This window comes from uncultured Succiniclasticum sp. (genome assembly GCF_902793885.1).
In the GTDB taxonomy this organism is placed as follows: Bacteria; Bacillota; Negativicutes; order Acidaminococcales; family Acidaminococcaceae; genus Succiniclasticum.
On record NZ_CADBFF010000015.1, the window covers coordinates 37745 to 60372 of the forward strand.

General features: G+C 52.5%; 14 protein-coding genes. All 14 read right to left on the bottom strand.

Going from position 1 to position 22628, the window contains the following annotated elements:
• Nucleotides 1-206: 206 nt before the first annotated feature.
• On the bottom strand, nucleotides 207-1730 hold the full coding sequence (gene preA / locus QZV31_RS08485) for an NAD-dependent dihydropyrimidine dehydrogenase subunit PreA (RefSeq protein ID WP_295359602.1): 1524 nt from the start codon (nucleotides 1728-1730) through the stop codon (nucleotides 207-209).
• A 335-nt stretch (nucleotides 1731-2065) separates the two neighbouring features.
• Nucleotides 2066-4786: an NHLP bacteriocin export ABC transporter permease/ATPase subunit gene (locus QZV31_RS08490; RefSeq protein WP_295359604.1), complete on the bottom strand. Its 2721-nt coding sequence runs from the start codon at nucleotides 4784-4786 to the stop codon at nucleotides 2066-2068.
• A 126-nt stretch (nucleotides 4787-4912) separates the two neighbouring features.
• Nucleotides 4913-7132: an NHLP family bacteriocin export ABC transporter peptidase/permease/ATPase subunit gene (locus QZV31_RS08495; RefSeq protein ID WP_295359606.1), complete on the bottom strand. Its 2220-nt coding sequence runs from the start codon at nucleotides 7130-7132 to the stop codon at nucleotides 4913-4915.
• A gap of 4 nt (nucleotides 7133-7136) precedes the next feature.
• The gene (locus QZV31_RS08500) at nucleotides 7137-8093 is read right to left on the bottom strand and encodes an NHLP bacteriocin system secretion protein (RefSeq protein WP_093730939.1); all 957 of its coding nucleotides are present in this window, start codon (nucleotides 8091-8093) and stop codon (nucleotides 7137-7139) included.
• Nucleotides 8090-9259 carry an efflux RND transporter periplasmic adaptor subunit gene (locus QZV31_RS08505; protein ID WP_176760522.1) on the bottom strand — a complete coding sequence of 390 codons (1170 nt, stop codon included), beginning with the start codon at nucleotides 9257-9259 and terminating at the stop codon, nucleotides 8090-8092. Before QZV31_RS08505 ends, QZV31_RS08500 begins: the two co-directional genes overlap by 4 nt.
• Nucleotides 9260-9555: 296 nt before the next feature.
• Nucleotides 9556-11493 carry a RiPP maturation radical SAM C-methyltransferase gene (locus QZV31_RS08510; RefSeq protein WP_295359608.1) on the bottom strand — a complete coding sequence of 646 codons (1938 nt, stop codon included), beginning with the start codon at nucleotides 11491-11493 and terminating at the stop codon, nucleotides 9556-9558.
• 203 nt (nucleotides 11494-11696) lie between these two features.
• On the bottom strand, nucleotides 11697-11951 hold the full coding sequence (locus tag QZV31_RS08515; protein ID WP_093730936.1) for a DUF2624 family protein: 255 nt from the start codon (nucleotides 11949-11951) through the stop codon (nucleotides 11697-11699).
• A gap of 128 nt (nucleotides 11952-12079) precedes the next feature.
• Nucleotides 12080-14110, bottom strand: a complete 2031-nt coding sequence (locus tag QZV31_RS08520; RefSeq protein WP_295359610.1) for a radical SAM/SPASM domain-containing protein — start codon at nucleotides 14108-14110, stop codon at nucleotides 12080-12082.
• Nucleotides 14107-15726 carry a radical SAM protein gene (locus tag QZV31_RS08525; protein WP_295359612.1) on the bottom strand — a complete coding sequence of 540 codons (1620 nt, stop codon included), beginning with the start codon at nucleotides 15724-15726 and terminating at the stop codon, nucleotides 14107-14109. The genes QZV31_RS08520 and QZV31_RS08525 overlap by 4 nt, the downstream gene beginning before the upstream one ends.
• 98 nt (nucleotides 15727-15824) lie before the next feature.
• A complete protein-coding gene (locus QZV31_RS08530; RefSeq protein WP_295359614.1) occupies nucleotides 15825-16712 on the bottom strand; it encodes a hypothetical protein in 888 nt (295 codons plus the stop codon).
• A 157-nt stretch (nucleotides 16713-16869) separates the two neighbouring features.
• Entirely contained in the window at nucleotides 16870-18486 is a 1617-nt protein-coding gene (locus QZV31_RS08535; protein ID WP_295359616.1) for a CTP synthase, read from the bottom strand.
• 244 nt (nucleotides 18487-18730) lie between these two features.
• The gene (gene argS / locus QZV31_RS08540; protein ID WP_295359617.1) at nucleotides 18731-20389 is read right to left on the bottom strand and encodes an arginine--tRNA ligase; all 1659 of its coding nucleotides are present in this window, start codon (nucleotides 20387-20389) and stop codon (nucleotides 18731-18733) included.
• Between the two features lie 110 nt (nucleotides 20390-20499).
• Nucleotides 20500-20922, bottom strand: coding sequence for a DUF1934 domain-containing protein (locus QZV31_RS08545; RefSeq protein ID WP_295359619.1), 423 nt, complete (start codon nucleotides 20920-20922; stop codon nucleotides 20500-20502).
• Between the two features lie 105 nt (nucleotides 20923-21027).
• On the bottom strand, nucleotides 21028-22572 hold the full coding sequence (locus QZV31_RS08550) for a sodium/proline symporter (protein ID WP_295359621.1): 1545 nt from the start codon (nucleotides 22570-22572) through the stop codon (nucleotides 21028-21030).
• Nucleotides 22573-22628: the final 56 nt, after the last annotated feature.

A 22628-nucleotide genomic window follows, 5' to 3' on the forward strand; every position in this document is an offset into this window, starting at 1 on the left:
TAACACAAAAAATGTGTCAAATAAATGGCATTTATCATTATTATATGAGAAATATAAAAAAATATTATATTTCCTTACTAATATATACAAAACAGGCCGTCTAAAATTGACGCCTGCCAAAAAAAGCGGCCTGCCATTTCTGACAAGCCGCTGTGAAAACAATACCCGAAGTAATCGTTCAAAACATTGCGAATCAATTTTCAAGATCATTTGGGCAACTCTGCGTTGCCATGGAGCGCGCCGCGCTGTACCCGTTTACCCGGTTCTATGGCCTGCACGGGACACACCAATATGCATAAGTGACAGCCTACGCATTTATTAATATCCAGCACAGGCTTTTCCTCTGTATCCAGCCGGATTGCCTGATGGCCGCCATCGTAACAGGAAAGATAACACCGCCCGCAGCGAACGCAATCGTTACGCACAAAGCGAGGAAACTGGATACTGTTTCGGTCTAAATCCTCTGCCGATACAATATGGGTCAGCGCCTGACCCACAATATCCTGCACACGTGTAAAGCCACGAAGTGACAGGTAATCGCTGAGACCTTCCTTCAAATCATCAATAATACGGTATCCGTACTGCATTACAGCCGTAGTAATCTGTAGATTTCCGCAACCCATGAGCAAAAACTCCAGGGCGTCCCGCCAGTTTTCAATGCCGCCCATACCGCTTATAGGAACTTCTGCCAATGCGGAATCTTTCCTCATCTCATTGATAAAACGGAGGGCAATGGGTTTCACCGCTTTCCCAGAATAGCCGCCTTCAATACTCTGGCCGTTTACTCTGGGCTCTGACAAAAAGCTATCCAAATCAATATTCATGATACTGCGAATTGTATTGATAGCCGCAATACCGTCCGCTCCAGCCGCCACGGCAGCCTTTGCCGGAATTTCCATGCGGTTGATGTTGGGCGTCATCTTTGCCAGAACGGGCAACCTGGTACCTTTTCGTACCGCCGCAGTATAACGGGCCACCAGCTCCGGATTCTCACCGATTTCTGCGCCCAGACCTTCCTCTGCCATCTGGGGGCAGGAGAAGTTACACTCAATCATATCCGCGCCCACCGCTTCCATATCGGCAGCCAGACGGGTCCACTCTGTTTCGTTACGTCCCATGATGGACGCGATGATGACCTTGCCGGGAAAATCCCGCTTCAGCCGGCGCAAATAATCAAGGTTTTCCTCATAGGTGTGGTCGGAAAGCTGCTCGATATTCTTAAATCCTATAAAGGAGCGCCCTTCTTTGGAAAGAGCAGAAAAACGCGGGGATGCTTCCCGAATTTCCAAAAGCGAAATCGTTTTAAAGGCAACGCCGCCCCATCCCATGGAAAACGCCTTTGCCACCATGTTATAATTGCTGCCCACTACAGAAGAAGACAGAAAAAACGGGTTCTCGCAATGCACGCCGCAAAAATCAATGGACAGGTCCACCTTGTTTTCAGGTACTTCAACATGCAAGTCATACAGATTACAGAACAAATCCCTGAGCCGTACCGGAACATCCAGTTTACCGCGGCGGCAGGCCTGCATACAAGGGGCATTGCAATTTTCGCAAAAATGAACGGCAGGCAGTCGTCTCCGGGCTCCCACCCGGTTCTCAAAATTCAGCGACCGCACAATGCGACCTGCATCAACCCCGTGAGGACAGGCCTCACTGCATTTCGGTTCATGGCATAGCAGGCACCGGCCTGCCTCTTCCCTTATCCGTATCACTTGCTGTTTCAACATACTTCTCCCAAAATCTGTAAACACAATTCTTTTTACAACCGCCAGAACCATTTATTGGCGGACGTTGGCTGCGCATAGCCCCAGTCTTCTTTTATCCCGGAAACATTCATTGTACAGATGACGGATGACATCATGTATATTCTCATATTTATGTTCAAACAGAAACGTCGGGAGATACCGGTACACGTTTTGACTATGTACCAGTTCCGACAAGCTATCCGCGTCTGTTTCTTCAAGCTTTCGGAGAACGAGTCTCTCCGTTTTAATATATGGGATTTCAGAAAACAACCTTTTCATTCTGTTCACTCAAAACCCGACCATCAATCTGTACTGCCTTACGAAACCTGTCGTTTTACCATAGAAGCAAAGATGCCATTTTGCTTCAACAGTTCGTCAAAGGTGCCGCTTTCCGCCACGCGACCCTGATCCAGCACGATGATGCGGTCTGCATTGCGAATCGTGGAAAGCCGGTGGGCCACTACGATACGGGTAGCCTTAAGCTTATCCAGACTTCTGGAAACAATGGCCTGGGTCCGGTTATCCAGCGCGCTGGTCGCTTCGTCGCAGATAATGACGGATGGTTTCATGGCTAAGGCCCGGGCGATCAGGATGCGCTGTCGCTGGCCGCCGGAAATATTAGTACTTCCTTCACTGACGATAGTCTGCATCTGCATGGGCATCTCCCGGATGTCGTCAGCAATGCCTGCCGCTTCCGCTGCGGCCCAGGCATCATCCAGCGTCAGATCATTGATACCGATAATGTTGCGGTAAATATCACCGGTCATCAACTGTCCGTTCTGCAACACTACGCCCAGCTGGGACCGCACAGAAGCTGCATTCATTTCCGCCAGGTTCTGCCCGTCATAATACACCGCACCGCCCAGAGGTTTTTCAAACCCCAGCAACAGGCGTATCAGGGTGGACTTTCCGCAGCCGGATTTACCCACAATGGCCACGTGTTCTCCCGCCCCGATCCGGAAGCTGATCCCTTTCAATACTTCTGGCATACCCGGACCGTACGCAAAACGAAGATCCCGAACTTCGATGGCCCCGGAAATTACATCAGCGTCCGGACGTTCATCGGAACTTTCGGGCGCCACATCCAGGATCGGCTGGATGTTTTCCAGTATCGGTTTCACTACAGAAACGGACTCTGCCGCCGGGATCACCGCATTCAGGGACGTATTAAAGGCAGTATAAGCAGCCTGGAAAGCGATAAAGGTTGCCGCCGTCATCGCTTCACCGGCTCCCAGGGCGCCGGTAACTGCATTTTCTGTTCCCTGCATCATACTTTCCCCCAGTTCCCGGAACGCAAAATAATACAGGACAAGGGAAAGCAATACCGGCTGTACCGCCGTAATAATCGAATTATAATTCTTCAGCCAGCGTGATTTATAGTTCCATTTCCACTCCTCAGAGAACCGTTCGCCCCAAAGGTGATAGGCCTGTTCCTCCGCACCCCTTACCCGGAACTTCACAAGGCCTGTAAATATTTCCTGCAAAATACCCTGGGTCCGGTTCTTTGCCGTTGTCATCTTCCGCTGAGCCCGCACAAGACGGCTCATGATCAGCCAGACAGCGAAGAGATAGATAGCCCAAATGACCACAGCAATAGCCGTCAGTTTCACACTGTAGTAACACATCAGGGCAAGACTCCAAAACGAAAACAGGAAACTGAAAATCACGCCGACGATTTCTTCGGACATCAGCTGAATCACCTGCTCCAGTCCTAAAATCCGGCTGGCCAGCTCACCGGTCTGCAGGGTTCGGAAAAAGTTCACAGGCAGGCTTAAAACACGGCTTATGAGGGCCGGTTTCACATTCATGTCAGCAGAGGTGGAAAGGCGCAGCAGCGCAACAGATCGCACGGTATTGAGAGTTGCTGTGGTAAAACCTGCTACCATAACCACCTGGGTCACCGTGGCCAGGCCTTTCCGGTCCAGTATGGGAATAATATCTTTGAATATGGTTTCCGTCACGATCGGAGTCAACAACGGAATTAACCCCGCAGCCAGGCTTACGGCCAGAATCGTACGCCAATCCTGTTTCCAGCACTGGCGTACCATAAAACGCAGAAATTCAGACGTAGAAATCTTACGGGCCGGCAGACCCGGATAACAGAGAAATGCATCCGTATTGATTTCTTTCGCAATTGCATCCGTTACGGGAATTCCCTCGGGACGTTCCCGGCTCATCATCCGGTAACGAACCGGCGTTTCCGGCACAAAAGCAACCAGTTCTTTCTTTTCGCCAAAGAAACCAAGGAGGACGCCGCTGTCCCCGGTATACCAGTCCGGTTGCAGGCGAACAAGACGCATTTGCATTCCGCCTTTTTCCACCAGACGGTGAAGAAGGCCAAGCTGATCCAGTTTTCGTACCATTTCCGGCGCCATCTGGATGCTGCCGAAAGGCATTTTTAATGCCTGGGCCGCACAGCGTACGATAAATACGGCATCCTCCAGCGCCGTGTTGCCGCTGCCTGTTTCCTCTTCCGGAGCCACCGTTTCTCCCAGTAATCCGGAAATTGTTTCATTTACAAGACGGGTCTTCTGTTTCGCCCTGCTCTCCATCTGCATAGAAAGCCGTTTATCCTGGGCGCTGAATCGCACGCCCAGCAACATGGCAAAAATGCCTTCGTTATCCGCAAAATCCTCCAGCAGCGCTTCCGGGTCCTGCTCGTGTCCGGCCAGCACGGAGCCGTCCGCCCATTTCCGCAGCACTTCATCGCCCTTATCGGCCAACAGCCGCAGCCAGGGCAGCGATATCAGGGCAGCAAACCACTGCCGCATCAGAGGCAGCAATTCTTCCGCTGTTGCTTCGGCCAAAGCAGTCTCTGTCAGTTCGCTGTCTTCTACTGCGTAGATCAGCACATCGATCTGCTCGAATTCATCCATAGAGGGGAACGCAGCCTGTCCGGGAGTAATTTCTGTCAGGAAAATCTGCCGGAACGACTGCTTTTTCCGTGTAACAGCATAAGCCTCCAGTTTGCCGGAGACCAGTTTTATATATGTATTGTCATCATGCAGTCGGAAACGCTCGCCTGCTATCAGCTTCATCAGCGTTCCTCCTTCTCAAAAAATCTGTTTCAAAATCCTATTTCATCGGCGTTCAACGTATCATGCCAGTTTCAGGGACACTTACACAAAACGAACCGAAACTTCATAAAAACGCACCTACAAACCCTAATCGAGATCCGCAACATCTGCTTCCTGCTGGTCCCGCTCTTCAATCAGCCGGCGGTATGGTCCGTCGTGGGATATCAGTTCCCGGTGGGTGCCACGCTCCGCCACTTTTCCCCGTTCCAGCACGATAATCTCGTCCGCTTCCCGGATAGTAGACAGCCGGTGAGCTACGATCAGGCAGGTACAGCCCCGCCGCCGAATGTTTTCCAGACACTTCTGTTCGGTCATAGGATCGATGGCGCTGGTGGCTTCGTCAAGGATCAGCAGTGAAGGGTTGAAAGCCAGCGCCCGGGCAATTTCCAAACGTTGCCGCTGTCCGCCGCTGAAATTCAGGCCCCCTTCCGCCACTTCCGCATCATAGCCTCCCTGAAGCTGAATAATATCGTCATGGATGCAGGCATCCTGGGCAGCCTGCACAATATCTGCTGACGGAACGGATTTATCAAACATGGAGATATTTTGCCGTACCGTCCCGCTGATCTGGAACACATCCTGATCCACTGTGGCCAGGGAATTCACGATGACAGGACGGGGAATCTCCCGCCGCTTCACACCGTCAAACAGAATTTCCCCGGACCATTCCTCATATAACCCTGCCACCAGTTTCGCCAGCGTGCTTTTGCCGCTGCCGGAGGATCCCACCACGGCAGCCCAGCGGCCCGGTTCCAGATGCAGGTCGAAATGTTCGATGAGAGGAGGATCCAGAGGACTGTAGCCAAAGCTCACATCTTTTAGTGTCAGTTCGCCGGACAACCGGTTCCCTGTAAAAGATACGGTCTGATTTTCATCCGGATAATTCAGACTGTCTGTTTTATACCGCCGCACATCGTCCAGACGCCGCATCTGCATTTCCGTATTCTGCAGCACGTTGCCCAGGGACAGCAGTTTCTGCACCGGCTCATGAAATTTGGCAATCAGATTATTGAAAGCCATATAGATACCGGCGGTCATGATACCTTCCATGATGGAAAAACCGCCCACCGTCATAATCAGGGCTGAATTCAGTCCGCCCAGAAGCAGCGGCAGCAATTTAACCTTCATGGTCCACAGTTTCATTTCCTGGGTTGCTACCGAAGCTTTTGCCGCGTAGCCGGCCCACTTGGCAAACAGGTCGCCTTCGCTGCCGTTTGCCTTGATGCTTTCCACCATCATCAGGCCGCTCATCAGCACGCCGTAGGCTTTGGAAGCGTCCTGCTGGATGCGCATGATCAAGTCTGTCTGGCGGCGGCGCATATATAAGAACACAAAGATATCCACGACACTGATAGATACACCAATCAGGGTCAGGGGTACGCTGTACTGGAACAACAGCAACAGATAAAACAGCGCCACCAGCAGATCCAGCAACGCCGTAGCCGCCTGATTGGAGAGTACCTCCGCCGTGGATTCGTTGAACTGGATACGGGAAGCAATGTCCGCCGCGTACCGTTGCTGGAAAAACGCCACCGGCATCCGCAATACATGCCAGAAAAAGCCGGACGAATCCGCAATAGTCAGTTTTTTCTGCCAGTAAGTCAGCACCGCAGCCCGCATGGCAGTCATGATGCCCAGCAGGATCATGGTCCCGAACATGGCGTTCAACAACTTGACAATCCAGTCCGCATGCTTAAGGGAAAACACATCGTCAATAAAAATCTGTCCCATGACCGGGATCGCCAACCCCGGAATGATCATACAAAGACCCAGCACCATCAGAAAAATAAGCGCCCACTTGTCTTCCCTGAGTTTGGCAGCCACCGTTTTGACAATGCTGTAGGGTTCCCCTTCGGGTTTAAAATTTTCAGACGGCGTAATCTTCATGTATACGCCGGTATAGGAGGTCAGAAATTCGTCCCAGGTTACGGTACGCCGCCCCATGGCGGGGTCATTCAGGAACACCGTATCCCCCTGAAACCCTTCCAGTACCAGGAAATGGTTGAATTCCCAGAACAGGATCAGGGGGAATTCCTTTTTTCGCAGCACTTCGCTGCGACCCGCAAAGGCTTTGGCCACGCAACCCTGACGCCGGGCAGCTTTAAGCAGGTTATCCGCATTGCTGCCGTCACGTGTCACGCCGCACTCCTGCCGCAGGAACTCCAGCGGCAGCCAGCGTCCGTAATAGGCCAATATCATAGCCAGAGACGCAGCGCCGCATTCTGTTGCTTCCATCTGCAGGACAGTTGGCACCTTCACGCGCTCTTTCCCGGCAAAGAACTGCCGGATCCGTTCTCTTTTATCCATAGCGTCACCGGCTTCTCAGCCACTGGCTGATCTTATAAAATACCTTTTCGATAGGCGGCTGCCGTTCAATAACAACGGAACCGGTGCAGTAACTGCCCGCTGTCACCGGTTTATGGTGTCCCACGACGGAAGTCCACAGGTAACCGGATTTGGAATCTGCGTCCTTTACCAGTTCAAACCGAATTTCCACCGCTGCGCCGCCATCCTTTTGCAGCACATATTGAGCCAGTTGGGAATTGCCCAGACCTTTTCGTACCCCTTCGGCAGAAACGGGATACTGGGAAACACTTTTCACAACACCGATCAGACTGCCGGTCTGGGTAATATCCACTCCATTAGGCGCCAGCTGAATGGTCATGCCAGGTTCCACCCGTTTGCCCTTTTCTACACCAATATAAAAGACTCCCTGCAATTCATCTCTGTCCTGAGTAAGCCGGATACTGCAAATCGGGCTTCCGGCAGAAATAAGCTGGCCTTCTGCGACCATCACTTCTCCAACGATTCCTTCGTAATCAGAAAAAATATTCTCCCGCGCAGCCTGCTGGTACCGTTTTGCGTCAAACTGATAGACGCGGCTCTGTACGTCCCGGTCATTGACGCCCAATTCTGTACCGTATTGTGCCATGCGGGTATCTGCCGACTGCTCCGGCTGTTCCATGCGGGCGACCAAATCACCCTTTTGTACACGGCTGCCGGTCTTTACATACACGTCTGTTACCTTACCGGAGACCGTATGGGAAATATTCACCACACCGGCCGAATCCAAAATCAATCCGTATCCTTCTGCTTTTTCCGTAAAAGAACCATACACAGACCACAGCACAATGGCAAAGCAAAGCAGAGCCACCGTCGCCAGTCCCATCCATCCCACGGGACCGGTGATCCGGATCATACTGTCTAACTTGTCAGGGGAACGGAGTTTCTCCAGGGCTTTGGGATTGAAGATCTTATCACTGTTCACTTCGTTCCACCTCCCTGTACTTTCACGGTTGCCCGCATCCCGTTTTTCAGACCCTCCATACCGGAAGTGACTACCACGTCGCCCTCCTTGATGCCTTCCAGGACTTCGATAAACTGACCGTCGTTAGCGCCGGTCTTCACGGTTCTTTCTTCAATGGTGTTATCTTCTTTCGCCACATACACCCGGGTATGATTGCTGTCTATCATGGCTACCAAAGGCACGGACAGCGCATCACGGCCCGTACGGGCCTGCAAGGTCACGTTCCCGTAGGTCTGAGGTTCCAGCAGCCCGGAGCGGTTATCCGCCTTCAACATCACATTGCGCAAAGCAGCCGGCTCTGACACCGGTGGTGTAATTTCCGCAACCGAAGCAAGAAAGCGCTGTTCGCTTCCCATGTTTCCTTTTTCATAATTCGTGCCGTAGGCCTTTTGGAAATCCCGGTTGCTGAACACTAACTCCGCTTCCAGCCCCGGTTCCAGATGCCTGGCAATCTTATCGTCTACCGGCGTAGCAAAATAGAGGGTGCGGAAGTCGCCCACCAGGGCCAGAGATGTTCCGCTCTGCACATAGGCGCCTGGCTGCCGGTACAGTCGCAATACCTGTCCGTCCAGGGGCGCTGTGACACGCTGCCGTGCTTCCTGAATACGCAGGCTTCCCAACTTGGCCTCCGCCACTTCCAGAGCCGCCACCGCGGCACGGTATGCCGCTTCTGCATCGTCAAACTGCTGGGCGGAGATGGCATCTTTCTCTTTCAGCAACAGAAACCGCTTATACTGGTTTTCCTTGCCATGTTTCTCTGCCTGTGCGCTGAGGATATTCGCTTCCGCCTGCTGGATCTGCAGCGGCAGTTCTTCGTTTTCAAGCACAAACAGTGTGTCGCCTTTACGGACAAAACTGCTCTTAGGAGTAAGACAGGAAATAATACGCCCGTCCGACAGCGCCACGGCATCCGCCATGTCTTTGGAATAAAAATTAATAGTGCTCAGCGTAAACTTTGGACGGATAAAACGCACGGCCGCCCGGGATCCCAGTAGTTCCAGGCTGCGCTCACTCATGCGTTTGGCAATCTGAAACTCGCCCCGCTCATTCAGCCACGCGCCGTATAAGATTATGGTCAGCGAAAGGGCCAACACAATCCCCAACCCTATCATAAAATATTTCTTCATGAATACCCCCGAAAAACGTAGCGTAATAAAAAACAAACTGTATAAAGACACGGATTCATTTGCCCGCATGCTGACCGGTACTTGTTATGACCCACCGCGTCAACATGCCTTAAACGTGTACACAGACCCGTTTGCTTATCAGGATATAACTTATCAGCTTATTATAACATAAAATTACCGAATGCAACAGATTAGCTCCGCCACACCCGGTAAAAAAATATATAAAACACGTCTATTTTAAATATTATCAAAACAACAGTTCAGCTATACAATTGTTTGCTAAATGCCGCACCACTTTATGCCCCGCTTATCACACTTTCTGACCTCTGCTCTCCAGTGTCCCGATCTATGGGCAGGGCCAGGTATTCCGACCCGATGTGAAGCAACAGGTTCTCCTGTTCCAGCCATGCCATCGCATCCCGAATCTTTGCTTCCTCATAACCCTCCGACAGTTTATTCACCAGCTTATCTTCCCGTATCACGTTCCGGCAGGCCCGCAGCACTTCTGCTTCGGCGCCCTTCAGGTAATACAACGGTTTCCGGGAAATGAGGCGGGTATCCAGAACTTTCACTGTCTCTCCTTTGTCCTTCATATACAGAAGCTGGCGCTTCCTGTTCCACGATTCGGACAGTTCATACAGGGTTTCGTAGGCAGGCCCCAACCGCCGGTAATCATAATACCGGGCCAGTTCTGTCTCTTCCACCGGCGCAAACAGATGGGCCGTCCGGCGGATGAAGTCCTCATTTGGAAACACAAAATCATAGCCACGGTCCGGCCGCAGGGCCGGGATAGATTCGTCCGGATGCCGCATGTAGTCGTTGTAGCGATGGAACATAATATGGGTGACAGTGTTGGGAGCGGACAGATGCATGATCTTAGGAAGCACCCCGTTGACTTCCCGGCATAGTTCTTCCGTTTCTCCCGGCGTTCCTGTTAGGATATACCACAGCACGTTGATCCCGTGGGCATTGCAGTGCTTCAGTGTCTGTACCTGACGGATGGCAGTGACACCTTTCCCCATCAGACGCAGGATTCCGTCAGAGAAGCTTTCGATTCCTGCCTGAACCCAGAAAAAGCCGGCTTCCGCAAGACGCTTTGCATCCTCTTCTGTCATGTTGGATTTGATTTCCGTAAACAACCTGAGCCTGTTGTTACGATAGACATCCCGCTGCAACAGGGCGGCAGGCAGCTCCTTCTGGTGGTTCAGGCTCAGGATATTATCGGTGAAATAGCACTGGGAACCGGGGTACCGGCTGGCCAGTTCCGCCAGTTCATCCGCAAACCGGTCCGTGCTTTTCGCCCGGTACAGATGAGCGGTGCTTCCGTTCAGCCCGCAGAAGCGACAGGGGTGCCGGGCCGCCCACCAGCAGCCCCGGGAACCTTCCGCCATCACGATATAATGCCCTTTCTGCTGAGGTATAAGGACGTCCCTTTCCCGGAAGTAATCGCTGAAATCCGGCAGTGGCAATCTGTCCAGATCTTGCGTGATTCGCGCCGGATCCGTTATCTTCCTGGTGCGTGACACTACGCCGGGAGGAAGCTCGCTGTCCGGTACGGTTCCGTCTTTCAGGAGTCGCGAACACAAAGGCGCAATAATCTCATCCGCCTCACCGGTAAAAACATAATCAAAAGCTTCCACATATTCCGCCAGTGCTGCCCCCGCATCTCCCTCGCAGTTGGCGCCGCCTGCTAAAATCAGCGGGGCGTCCTTTTCTTTTTTCAGCCGCCGGGCCAGGGCGATCATGGCGTTGTGCTGCTGGAACATAGAGATAAAGGCAACGATTTTTGGATGCTGCTCCATCACCCGGGCACAGGCTTCCGTCAGGTACGCTTCCGCCATCGCATGGGCTTCCTGAAACAGGTCCAGGCTGTGCAGGGTATCCTCCCGCTGCCTGCCGGCAAAGACTTTCCCCGGTAGATGCTTTCCCTGCATCCAGCGTATGTAGTCTTCAAAAGAAGAAATCGTTTTGCCGTGAGCCGCCTTGCCAAAAATCGTTTCACAGGCAAAATAGTCGTGACCGTAGCCAATGGTACATACCTGCATGATGCTCCGGTATTTTTCCAAACCGATACGGCTGGCATAATACAGATATTCATGCTGCACACGGCTTTTGATGCCCGCCCGCGCCAGCACCGACTTGAACAGGGCCAGGGTCAGGCAGGGCATATATTCGTCGCAGAAAGGCATGGCAATAAAAAGCACATCCACAGCGTCTTCCCGTTTCATTTCCATAGCAGCCTTCCTTCAGTTTGTCCGTTATAAGGAATTGCGTATCTTTCCTTGCGTTTGCAGTGAGCTTCGTTTGCAGGTTTCATTTCTGCGAAACCTGTCACTCTCTATCCCCGCATCCGCTGCGGCATATATCGACAGACCTTATTGTAAAAATGATAGAAAAAAGCCTGCCGGTTAAGGCAGGCGAAAAATCAGCGTACTGCTCAGCAGTCTTTTAAAGTGCCGCATTTGAAGGCGCAGCCGTCAACCATGTAGCAGGTCTTGACGCCGCCGGCCACTTGCTGCATCTGGTTTTCATCCAGTTCAAAGTCTGCCAGTTCCGTCATATAGGATTCGGCTTCTTCCTTCGTCAGTTCAATACCGCCGGTCTTTGCCAGTGCAATCAGTTCATCGGCATTTTTGCACTTCAAAGCTTGCATGATCATTTCTTTGGTAAGCTCATTGTGGTTAACAGGCATAATATTCCTCCCTCATTTGAAAAAATCTACAGTTCTTATTTTAACATGCTGACGTTGTATTTGCAAGTAAAAACAAATATTTCAATACTTTATTATCAGGAAACAATTCATTTAAAATATAAATTTTGTTAATTAGATAAAGGACAACCGGTAACGCCCTCTTCACAGGCCTGGCAAGGCAGGCAGCGGCGTTCGTAGCAGCAACCTGCGCAATGTTGACGGGTTTCCCCGTTTTCACGCAGCGCCTGTAACGCCGGGGCATGTTCCCAATACTCGACCAGATTTTCCGTATTATCCCTGTCTCCCCGGTCTGACTGCAATTCGCGTTGCAATGTTTCACCGGACTTTCTGTGCAGACAGGGAACAAAACGCCCGTCCGCTCCCAAGGCTATAAAAGAACGTCCTGCCTCGCATCCGCGGTCAATCCCCCGGTTCGCATTGTATTTCGGATCCGGACCGTCCAGATATGCCCGTAACGGTGAAAAACAGGATTCTACAGCTATTTGCATCCCGACCGGTTGTGCGGCGCTTTGTGTATCCTGATTCTGATCTGTTTCCTGACTTGCGCTTTCCTGGGACCCCTCCGCCGATTCATTATATCCATTATGATCTTTTACAAATTCTGCTGCCGCCGAAATCTGCTCGCGGCTTGGGAAAACAGTGCCGACATTTTTGGCTGCGCTAAGCTTCATACCGGTTACGAGCAGTTCCACCGCACCGGATTCTTCCGCAGCCTTTGCCACAGCCGCCAATTTCCCGGCGTTGTCACGGTGCATGTACCAGCGCACCCGCACATTAGCAGCCCCCAATTCCTTCAAGGCGGCCAATATATGCAGGGCATATTCATCGGTATCGCTTTCCAAATCAATCAGGAAACTATCCACACCTGCCGCAACCAAAGCAGCCAGCCAGCTGCGCTCAATCTGCAGCGCTGCGCTCTCCTGTTCCTGCGCCCTTGGCAGGCCCAGAACCACTTCCGCACGGAGGCCGGCCGCAGCGCAGGCCTTCAGCAGGCGTTCCAGCGGCTCGTAGGTTTCGCCGCTGAAGAACCGGATCCCGCGCACCCGGTTTTCCCCGCATTCCCGGATCCGGGCCAGCGCCGTTTCCTCCGGCAGAACAGCCGTTCCGTCTGTCAGTTCCATATCCAGGCGGACAGGCCGCTCGTAATGCGGAAAATAGTGATGATGAATATAAGGCGACTGTTCCAGATAAGCCTTTGCTTCCGTAACGCGACCTTTCGCGTAGTTCAGTTTAAAATACGTAACCAGCGTCTGGATAAAAGGATCGCCGTCAGGCAGAATCCGAATCCACCGCCGCAGCGCCGCCCCCTTGGAGGGAAGGCAGAGTCCGGCATCCTCAAGCCGCTCGATAAACTTGTCTACAAGCAAAGGATGACGCCAGCGTCCGAATACTTCCAACCCTGTTTTTTCCAGCAGACCGCTTTCGCTCAGATCGATGTTGACAGCAAACCCCTGAGCCTCCTTCCAGGGGAGCAGCGCCTGCTCCATGGCCCCGGTATCGCCCGGCCAGCCCACGTCCCGCAGCCAGGCAAAGATGCTCTCCCATTGGTGGAAGATCACCACCAGCCGGAGAATATCCAACTCACCACGGGGCGACATGGTACCAATTTGCTTAATCGTCGCGTTCGGGGGCAATGCAGCGAGCACCCGGTCAAGCTGTCCCCGGAGCCGGGCCGCTCGTTTTTCTCCGGCAAAGGGAGGCAGCACCGAATCCCAGAACTTCTTTCCCATGGGAGGAACAAAAGGCTTTTCCTGCCGCTGCACATTGTCGTCTTCCGCAGCGGTGTGTTCCGATTCATCCGCCTTTTCTTCCTTGTAATCAGATGTATTAATAAAGAGACAAGGAGAAATCTCCCCGCCCCTGAGATAATCCGCGTAGTCGATTTCATACCAGATGCACTGAATACCGGGGACATAGTCCTGATCCACGCACATAATATAATCCACAAACCGGGCCGGATTACCCAGCCGCACTTCCAACCCTGCCCCATGGGTGATGGTATCGCCGAACTGCGCCTCCACATTGGCAAGGGCAGCCAGGCATTCCTCATCCATGAGTTCCGGTACCGGGTGGCGGCGCAAATGCGCAAGATATGCACGCGCCGGCAATTCCTGAATCTTCATAGTCATTTCACTCACGCTTTCTGCATTTCCTCCGAAGCCACATCAGGAAGCAAGCCTGCCTCGTTGATAATTGCAAACATTTCTTTCTCGTGGGTAGCGGTCATCAGTGTTTCCCGTTCCGCCTCCGTCAGCCGGGCGAGCGGCCCTGCCAGCGATATGGAAAGTTCATCCTCTCCGGTTTCTTCCCATTTAGCCCCCACAACCCGGGGCGCCACAAAGGCGAAAATCTCCTTTGCTTCGCCGCAGCTTTCGCGGAAATAACTGCCATGTACCCGCTTCGCTTCCGGCGCGCAGCCGCCCCGGCAGATGAAGATATACGGGCAGGTCTGACAGGGCTTCATCAGGTCCGAAGTACGGGTGCGCCACTTCGCCTTGCCGAAGTTGAAGAAGAAACGGCCTGTCGCTTCGTCAGTGAAGCCCACAGCATCCTCTTCCATGGCCACCAGATCCCAGCAGGGATAAATCAGTCCGTCGGGGCCAATGACCAGCATGCCCTGCTCCGAGCCGCAGAAAGCCGGGGAAAAACTCGGGAAGTCTTCCTTTTTCATAGCAGCATAGAGGCCCTGCATAGGCATGGAATACTGACTTTGTTTTTCGATCGCGTCCATAGGAGGAATGCCGGCCGCAATAATGGCATCCATCACCTGCTGTTCCGTTACTTTTGTGGGAGAATTGCGATCCTCCGATACAGCCTTGAAATAATAGGAAAAAAAGCCTTTACGCTTTGGTCTCGGTTTGCCGGCCTTCTCAGCCTCCCTGGCTTCTTTATCTGCCTGTATCCGTTCTTCCCGGCTCGCCTCATGCAGCCCCCGGGCCGTCAGGTCGTCAATCAGCGCCTTGATGCCACCGATATTGTCCCCGTTCACGTTTACCCGCAGGCTGATGTCAACACCGTGTTCAAGAGCCAGCGCCACATTTTTCAAAATGCGGTCGTAGGTAGGCACGCCGTCCCGATGGAGCCGGCGCCGGTCGTTCAGTTCGCCCACACCGTCTATCGTCACCTGCAGATGGGAAAAACCAAATTCTTCCAACAGGTCGATATAGGCATCCAGATCGTAGCCATTCGTGATGGCGGTCGGCGACGACAGCCCCATGTCTCTCGCATGCTCACAAATGTTTCTGACTGTCGCCATATTTTCTTTGAGCAGCGGTTCACCGCCGTAAAGGGAACAGCTATTCACTTTGTGCCCCTGCTCCCGCTGCTTCTGTAATGCAGCAAAGACCGCATCCACCATTTCGGGATTCATTTCGTGGCCCAGCCACTCCTGTCCCCGTGTCAGACGGTGCCGCTCAAAACAGTACGGACAGCGGAAGTTACAATTGTAAGTGGGCAGGATCACCGGTCCCCTGCCGCTGTGACCAATCAGTTTTCTCCATACACGCCCGAGGAGCTGTGCATCAGCCAGTTCACCCGCCTCGTCTTTCCGAGTGATATGGCCGCGCTGCATCAGACGTTCCCGCAGGGCAAAAGGAATCTCCCTGAAACGTTCCTCGCGCAACTTCGATGCCGTCGCCTCATCCACCACATCCAGTGCGCCGTACAGCCCATTTACCAACAGCGCCTTCCCTTCAATGACCTTGTCGTCTTTGCCGATCAGCGGCAGAATAATTTCATACGAACTCACTCTCATAGCGCAATGCTCCCTTTCTAAAAATGCATCCGAATCATACTGCATCCTGAGTATATTGTACACGAAACTATCAGGAAATACAACTGTCCCGATTACTATTATAACAACGACTTGTATCTCTCCGCGATACTGGTTCCGGCCAGGTCCGAAAGCAATTCATATTTTGATTTTTTGTCTGACAGCCGTGTTTTTGCAGAGGACAGCGACTCCTTCGTTTCCGTCCTTTTCTTATTCTCTGTCAGAAACCGATATATTCTGTCTTCCAGAAAATCGAGCGTCGCGTCTACAGCACGGTACACCTCCGTCCGTTCCCAGGGGAGCACGTTCCGGCAATAAAAGGAAAGCCGGCCGGTACAGCGTCCCGTGCCCTGCTCCAGTCCGAAAAACAACCGCTGCCGTGCTGCGCTGAAATTGCCAAAAGCTGCAAGCTGCCCCATGGCATCTGCAACGATTTCGTCAAGGGCGTGGTTCTGCATACCCCCAAACAGCCGCAGCGTTTCATAGTGGGCACACTCATGGGCAAACCGCAACCGGCAGGAACGCTCTATCCACTCTTCTTCATCAAGGCCAAGCAAATTTGCCGGAACATTGCTGTAAGGCGCCTGCCCCAGCAGGATTACCCGGTGATTCCGGATGTTTTTCGCACGGGCCTGCATGGTAAACGCGTTCACGGTAACGGGGAAATCCTCCAAATCCTCCCGCCCGTTCAGTAACGCTTCCACGCGCAGGAAATCGTCGCGGTTATCCGTTACGATAACCGGAAGACGTCCGCCCAGTGTTTCCGCAAATAATATGCGCAGTGTTTCTTCCTGTTGCAGAGGAAACAAGGCAATATCCCGGTCAACAATTTCTGACAGAAATTTCCGTGCAGCTGCCCCCTCCGCCTCTTTCCAGACCGACGCAAACGCTTCGTCGGCCAGCGGAAGAACTGGCGGTGTTTCCGGTATTGCATAACAATGGGACAGATAGGTATCAGCTTTCATCACTTCATACACTTTCCTTTTGTAAACGACGCCGGAACAAAAAGCAAGGCAAAACCGCTAAAAAACCGGACGCTTTTACACGCCCGGTAATTGTGAAATTGCAATGCGCTATGCTGTATCGAACCATGACCCCAGCAAACGTCGCCGGCAACTTTTTTCATCATTTTTTGTATTGCAATGCTGCCGCAATAAAATCGCGGAACAGCGGATGGGCCTTTGTGGGACGGGACTTGAATTCCGGATGGAACTGACAGCCCAGGAACCAGGGATGCTCGCTTTGCGGCAATTCCACAATTTCTACCAGACGGTCGTCCGGAGAAATACCACCCAGCACCAGACCGTGTTCTGTCAGAACATCACGGTATTCGTTGTTAAATTCATAACGGTGGCGATGACGTTCGTATACCAGCGGCTGTCCGTAAGCCTTATCCGTCAACGTACCGGGGTAAACCTTGCAGGGATACAGACCCAGCCGCATGGTGCCGCCCTTATCTTCAATATCCACCTGGTCCGGCATCAGGTCGATGACCGCCGGGACCTCCGTCCTGAACTCGCTGCTGTTGGCATCCTTCATACCGCAGACATTCCGCGCGAATTCGATAACGGCGCACTGCATACCCAGGCAGATGCCGAAGAAAGGAATCTTCTGTTCCCTGGCATAGCGAACGGCAGAAATCTTGCCTTCGATGCCCCGGTCTCCGAAACCGCCGGGAACCAGAATGCCGTCCACGCCTTCAAAGACTTTGTCCAAATCTGTACCAGTTGCTTCGATTTTTTCCGCGTTCACCCAGCGGATATCCAGCTCTGCTTCATTGTGCAGCGCCGCGTGTTTCAGCGACTCCGTAATACTGATATAGGCGTCCTGCAGTTCCACATATTTTCCGGCCACCGCAATGGTCACTTTCCGGTCATAATGCTTCAGGATACGGGCCACCATATCATGCCATCCGGACATATCCTTCGGTTTTAAGGGCATATCCAGCTTCTTCAGCACAATGTCATCCATGTGCTGATCTTCCAGCAGCTGGGGTACTTCGTAAATACTCTTGGCGGTCAGATTCTGGATGACGGCTTCCTTATCCACGTCACAGAACATGGCCAGCTTGGCAATCATATCCTCAGACATGGGATGCTCGCTGCGGCATACCAGAATATCCGGGGTAATGCCGATACTGCGCAGCTCCTTCACACTGTGCTGGGTGGGTTTCGTCTTCAGTTCGCCCGCCGCGCCGATGTAGGGAACCAACGTCACATGGATGTACAGCACGTCGTTTTTGCCTACATCCTTTTTCACCTGGCGGATGGCTTCCAGGAAAGGCAGGCTTTCAATATCGCCTACCGTGCCCCCGATTTCGGTGATGACGAAATCCGCATTGTCATTATTGCCCACCCGGAACACCCGGGACTTGATCTCATTGGTAATATGGGGAATGACCTGCACCGTACCGCCCAGGTAATCCCCCCGGCGTTCCTTCGTAATAACGGACTGGTAGATTTTACCGGTAGTCACATTGGAACTCTTGGACAGGTTGATATCAATAAACCGTTCGTAATGGCCCAGGTCCAGGTCCGTTTCCGCGCCGTCATCCGTCACGAACACTTCGCCGTGCTGATACGGGCTCATGGTTCCCGGATCGATATTGATATAAGGATCGAATTTCTGTACCGTAACCTTATAGCCCCGGCTCTTCAGCAAACGCCCCAGAGAAGCTGCCGTAATCCCTTTACCCAGAGAAGAAACCACGCCGCCTGTTACAAAAATGTACTTTGTTGCCATTGAACTGTACCCGTCCCTTCTGATTCAGTAATCTGTTCTTCTGCCGGCGGAATGAAGCCCCGCTTGTCCACAGCCAGACTGACCGGTTCCCCGGTCATCCACCCGCAATGAAACGATAGATTTATTATATTTATCTTTTTTAATTATACTTACCTTTTATTATAAAAATAAAATCGTGGAAACTCAAGTCAAAATTTTAAGGCTTGCAAAATCTGTGAAATGCGTACGAATTTCCTTCAGTATGTTACATTTTTTCCGGAGCGGATACGCCCAAAATGGACAGTGCATGCCGTACCACATGTCCCACTGCCATGACCATGGCCAGCCGTGCCTGCTGCAGATCCTCATTGACGCCCAGAATGCGGCACTGGTTATATGCGGAATGGAACAGTCCCGCCAGGTCGTACACATAATGGGCCACCTGTTGCACCGCCCGTTCCTTTGCCGCCGTTGCCAGCATCTCCGGATATTCACCCAGCTTTTTGATCAAGTCCACTTCCACCGGTTCCGTCAGCAGTTTGTAATCACCCTTCCCCTGCACCTTGATACCGGCTTCCGCCACCTGCCGCATAATGCTGCAGATCCGGGCATGGGCATACTGCACATAGAACACCGGATTATCATTGGATTTTTTCTTGGCCAGGTCCAGGTCAAAGTCCAGCTGACTGTCGATGGAACGCATCACAAAGAAGAACCGGGCCGCGTCCGTTCCTACTTCATCAATCAGTTCGTTCAGGGTCACGCTCTGGCCGGTCCGTTTGGACATCTTCACTTCCTGCCCGTCCCGCAGCAGACGAACCATCTGCAGAATCAGAATTTCCAGCTGTTCCGGCTGATAACCCATGCACTGCATAGCCGCCTTCATCCGGGCAATGTACCCGTGATGGTCCGCACCCCACAGATTGATGACCCGGTCAAAACCCCGGCCGAATTTATTGGCATGATACGCGATATCCGCCGCAAAATAAGTAGGAACGCCATTATCCCGGATCACCACCCGGTCCTTATCGTCGCCGAATGCGGTAGACTTCAGCCACAGGGCCCCGTCCTGTTCATACATGTAACCCTTTTCCAGCAGTCTTTCACAGGCTTCTTTGATTTTATTTGCTTCGTGCAAGGTCTTTTCACTGAACCATACATCAAAGCGGACGTTGAAACGTTCCAGATCTTCCTTCAACGCCGCCAGTTTTTCCTGATAAGCGATGGTCTTGAACTCTTCCAGCCGTTCTGCTTCCTCCATCTGCAGGAAACGGTCGCCATACTTGTTGATGATACGCTGGGCCGTATCGATAATGTCGTGACCGTGGTATCCGTCCTCGGGGAATTCGATTTCTTTTCCCAACAGTTCCAGATACCGGGCATTGACGGAACGGGCCAGATTGTTCATCTGGTTGCCGGCGTCGTTGATATAGTATTCCTGCTCCACGTCATACCCCGCCGCCTTCAGCAGATTGGCCAGAGCACTGCCTACCGCCGCGCCCCGTCCGTGTCCCACGTGCAGCGGACCGGTGGGGTTGGCGCTGACATATTCCAGTTGTATCTTTTCATCAGACGCTTTAGGCAGATTGCCGTAATTCTCCCCGGCTTCCACGATGCGGGCCAGCATGTCGTACACCCAGTCCGGGTTCAGATAAAAATTGATAAAACCGGGTCCGGCAATTTCCGCTTTCTTCACATAGGGGCAGTCCAGATTTTCCACAATGTACTGAGCCAGTACCCGGGGATTGCAGCGCAAAGCTCTGGCTGACTGCATGGCAAAATTGCTGGCAAAATCGCCAAACTCCTTTTTCGGCGGAACCGTCAGCTGCACCTCCGGCAGCGTTCCGTCTTTTACCACGCCGGCGGCAATGGCATTTTTCGCAGTTTTTATAATCGCGTCAGTTAATACTGTTTTAATATCCACGCTTTTAATCCTCCAGTTTCTATCGCATATTTCCGTATATTTCAGCGAAACACTCTCGCTAACCATCCCGCGCAGTCAGCAAAACGATTTTGCTTTTTCAGATAGCACAACTATCTTTCCCGTAAATCCACCAGGATCGTCGTCATGATCCGGTTCATATCCGTCGCCCCATACGCAAGATCGTATTCCAGCTGAATCTTCCAGCCATAGGGCAGCTTTTTGATACGTACTTTTTTTGTTTTCGTCTCCAGCGGAATCATCAGATAAGGCGTCCGGTAATCGCCGGCATACGTGCCGCCTTCCGCAAACTCCTGCTGCATCTCATAGGCGCCGTGACGGATCAGGGAAACCTGCGAGCTGTTCCACTTCACCGTCGTCGTCGTACCGGACATGCCGGAAGCTTCCGCCTCTTCATACCGGGCATAACAGTATCCGTTTTTTTCTGTAAAGGTCCCGGTGTTTACCGTTTCCAGCCGGGATACCCCCTCGCTGTTACGGGAAACGCCAGACACCGTGATCTTTGCTTTTTGCATACTGCCTCCGGAATCGGTTATAGTAAAAACTGTCACGGGCCATACGCAAAAAGTATGTCCCGATGACAGTTTCCATTCTTTACTAAAGCACTGACAATTACAATCTTACAGGGACCGTTCCATCTCTTCAAATTCTTTCATAACCTCTTCATCCGCCGGGGTCATCAGACTGACTCCCACCAGAACGACTAAGCTGATCAGGAACGCCGGCAGCAGTTCATAGATTCCCCATACGCCGCCCATAGGCGCTACCAGGAACTTCCACACAAAGATGGAAACACCGCCTGCCACCATGCCGGCCAGAGCCCCTTCAAAAGTGGTACGCTTCCAGAACAGAGACGCCAGTACCAGCGGCCCGAAGGAAGCGCCGAAGCCTGCCCAGGAAAAGGCCACTATTTTAAACACGTAACTGCCCGGATCCCGGGCAATGATAACAGCAAAGACCGCAATAACGACAACCGTAATCCGGGCCGCGAACATGCTCCGGCTCTTGCTCATGGCCTTTTTATCCGAATTGGCACGCATGGTTCCCTGCATAATATCCTGGCTGACGCTGGATGCTGCCGCCAGCAGCTGGGAGTCAGCCGTGGACATGGTGCTGGCCAGAATACCTGCCAGGACCAGGCCCGCCCCGATCGCCATAACCGCCCCGTGTTCCGCTATGGTATTGGCAATCTGGATGATAATCGTTTCCGTATTGGCATCCGTCAGGTTCTTCACCAGACCGGCGCCGGTCATGGTCTTGCCTACGATACCGATGGCAATCGCAATAAACATAGCGATGACGACCCAGACGGAAGCAACCCGGCGGGACATGGCCAGTTTATTCTCATCTTCAATGGCCATAAAGCGGAGCAGGATATGAGGCATGCCGAAATAACCGAGACCCCAGGCCATAGTGGAAGCAATCGTCAGTAATGTGTAAGGCGCCGCGCTGTTGGTCTTCACCGAATAGGTTTCTGTCAGGGACAGATAACCGGGAAGCGCTTTCGCATTGGCCAGCACCTCGTCTACGCCGCCCACCGTACCGATGGAATACATCAGCACAAACAGCAGGGCAAAGGTCATGATGATGCTCTGCACAAAGTCTGTAGTGGAAGCCGCCAGGAAACCGCCGGCCGCCGTATAAGATACGATAACGATGGCCGAGATGACCATGGCCGTCATGTAGTCCGCCCCGAACAGGGAATTAAAGAGCTTGCCACAGGCCGCAAAGCCGGAAGCGGTATAGGGAATAAAGAAGATAACGATGATTGCCGCCGCAAAAGCTGTCAGGATATGACGGTTATCATGGAAGCGGGCGGAAAAGAACTGGGGCAGCGTGAAGGAATCCGTAATGCGCGTATAAATACGCAGCCGTTTCGCCACAAACAGCCAGTTCAGGTACGTGCCCACCGCCAGACCGATACTGGTCCAGGCCACATCCGCCGAACCGGACAGGTACGCAACCCCCGGCAGGCCCATCAGCAGCCAGCTGGACATGTCCGATGCTTCCGCGCTCATGGCAGTTACCAGCGGGCCCAGTTGCCGGCCACCCAAATAAAAATCGGAAGCCGATTCATTCTTCTTTGCGTAATAGAACCCGATCAGCAACACAAAGATCAGGTAAAAGGCGATGGTCGCCACAATATAAAACAGATTTGAACCCATAATCAAAACCCCTCATCCATTATATTTTGGAGCTCTAAAATAATATTACGGATAGT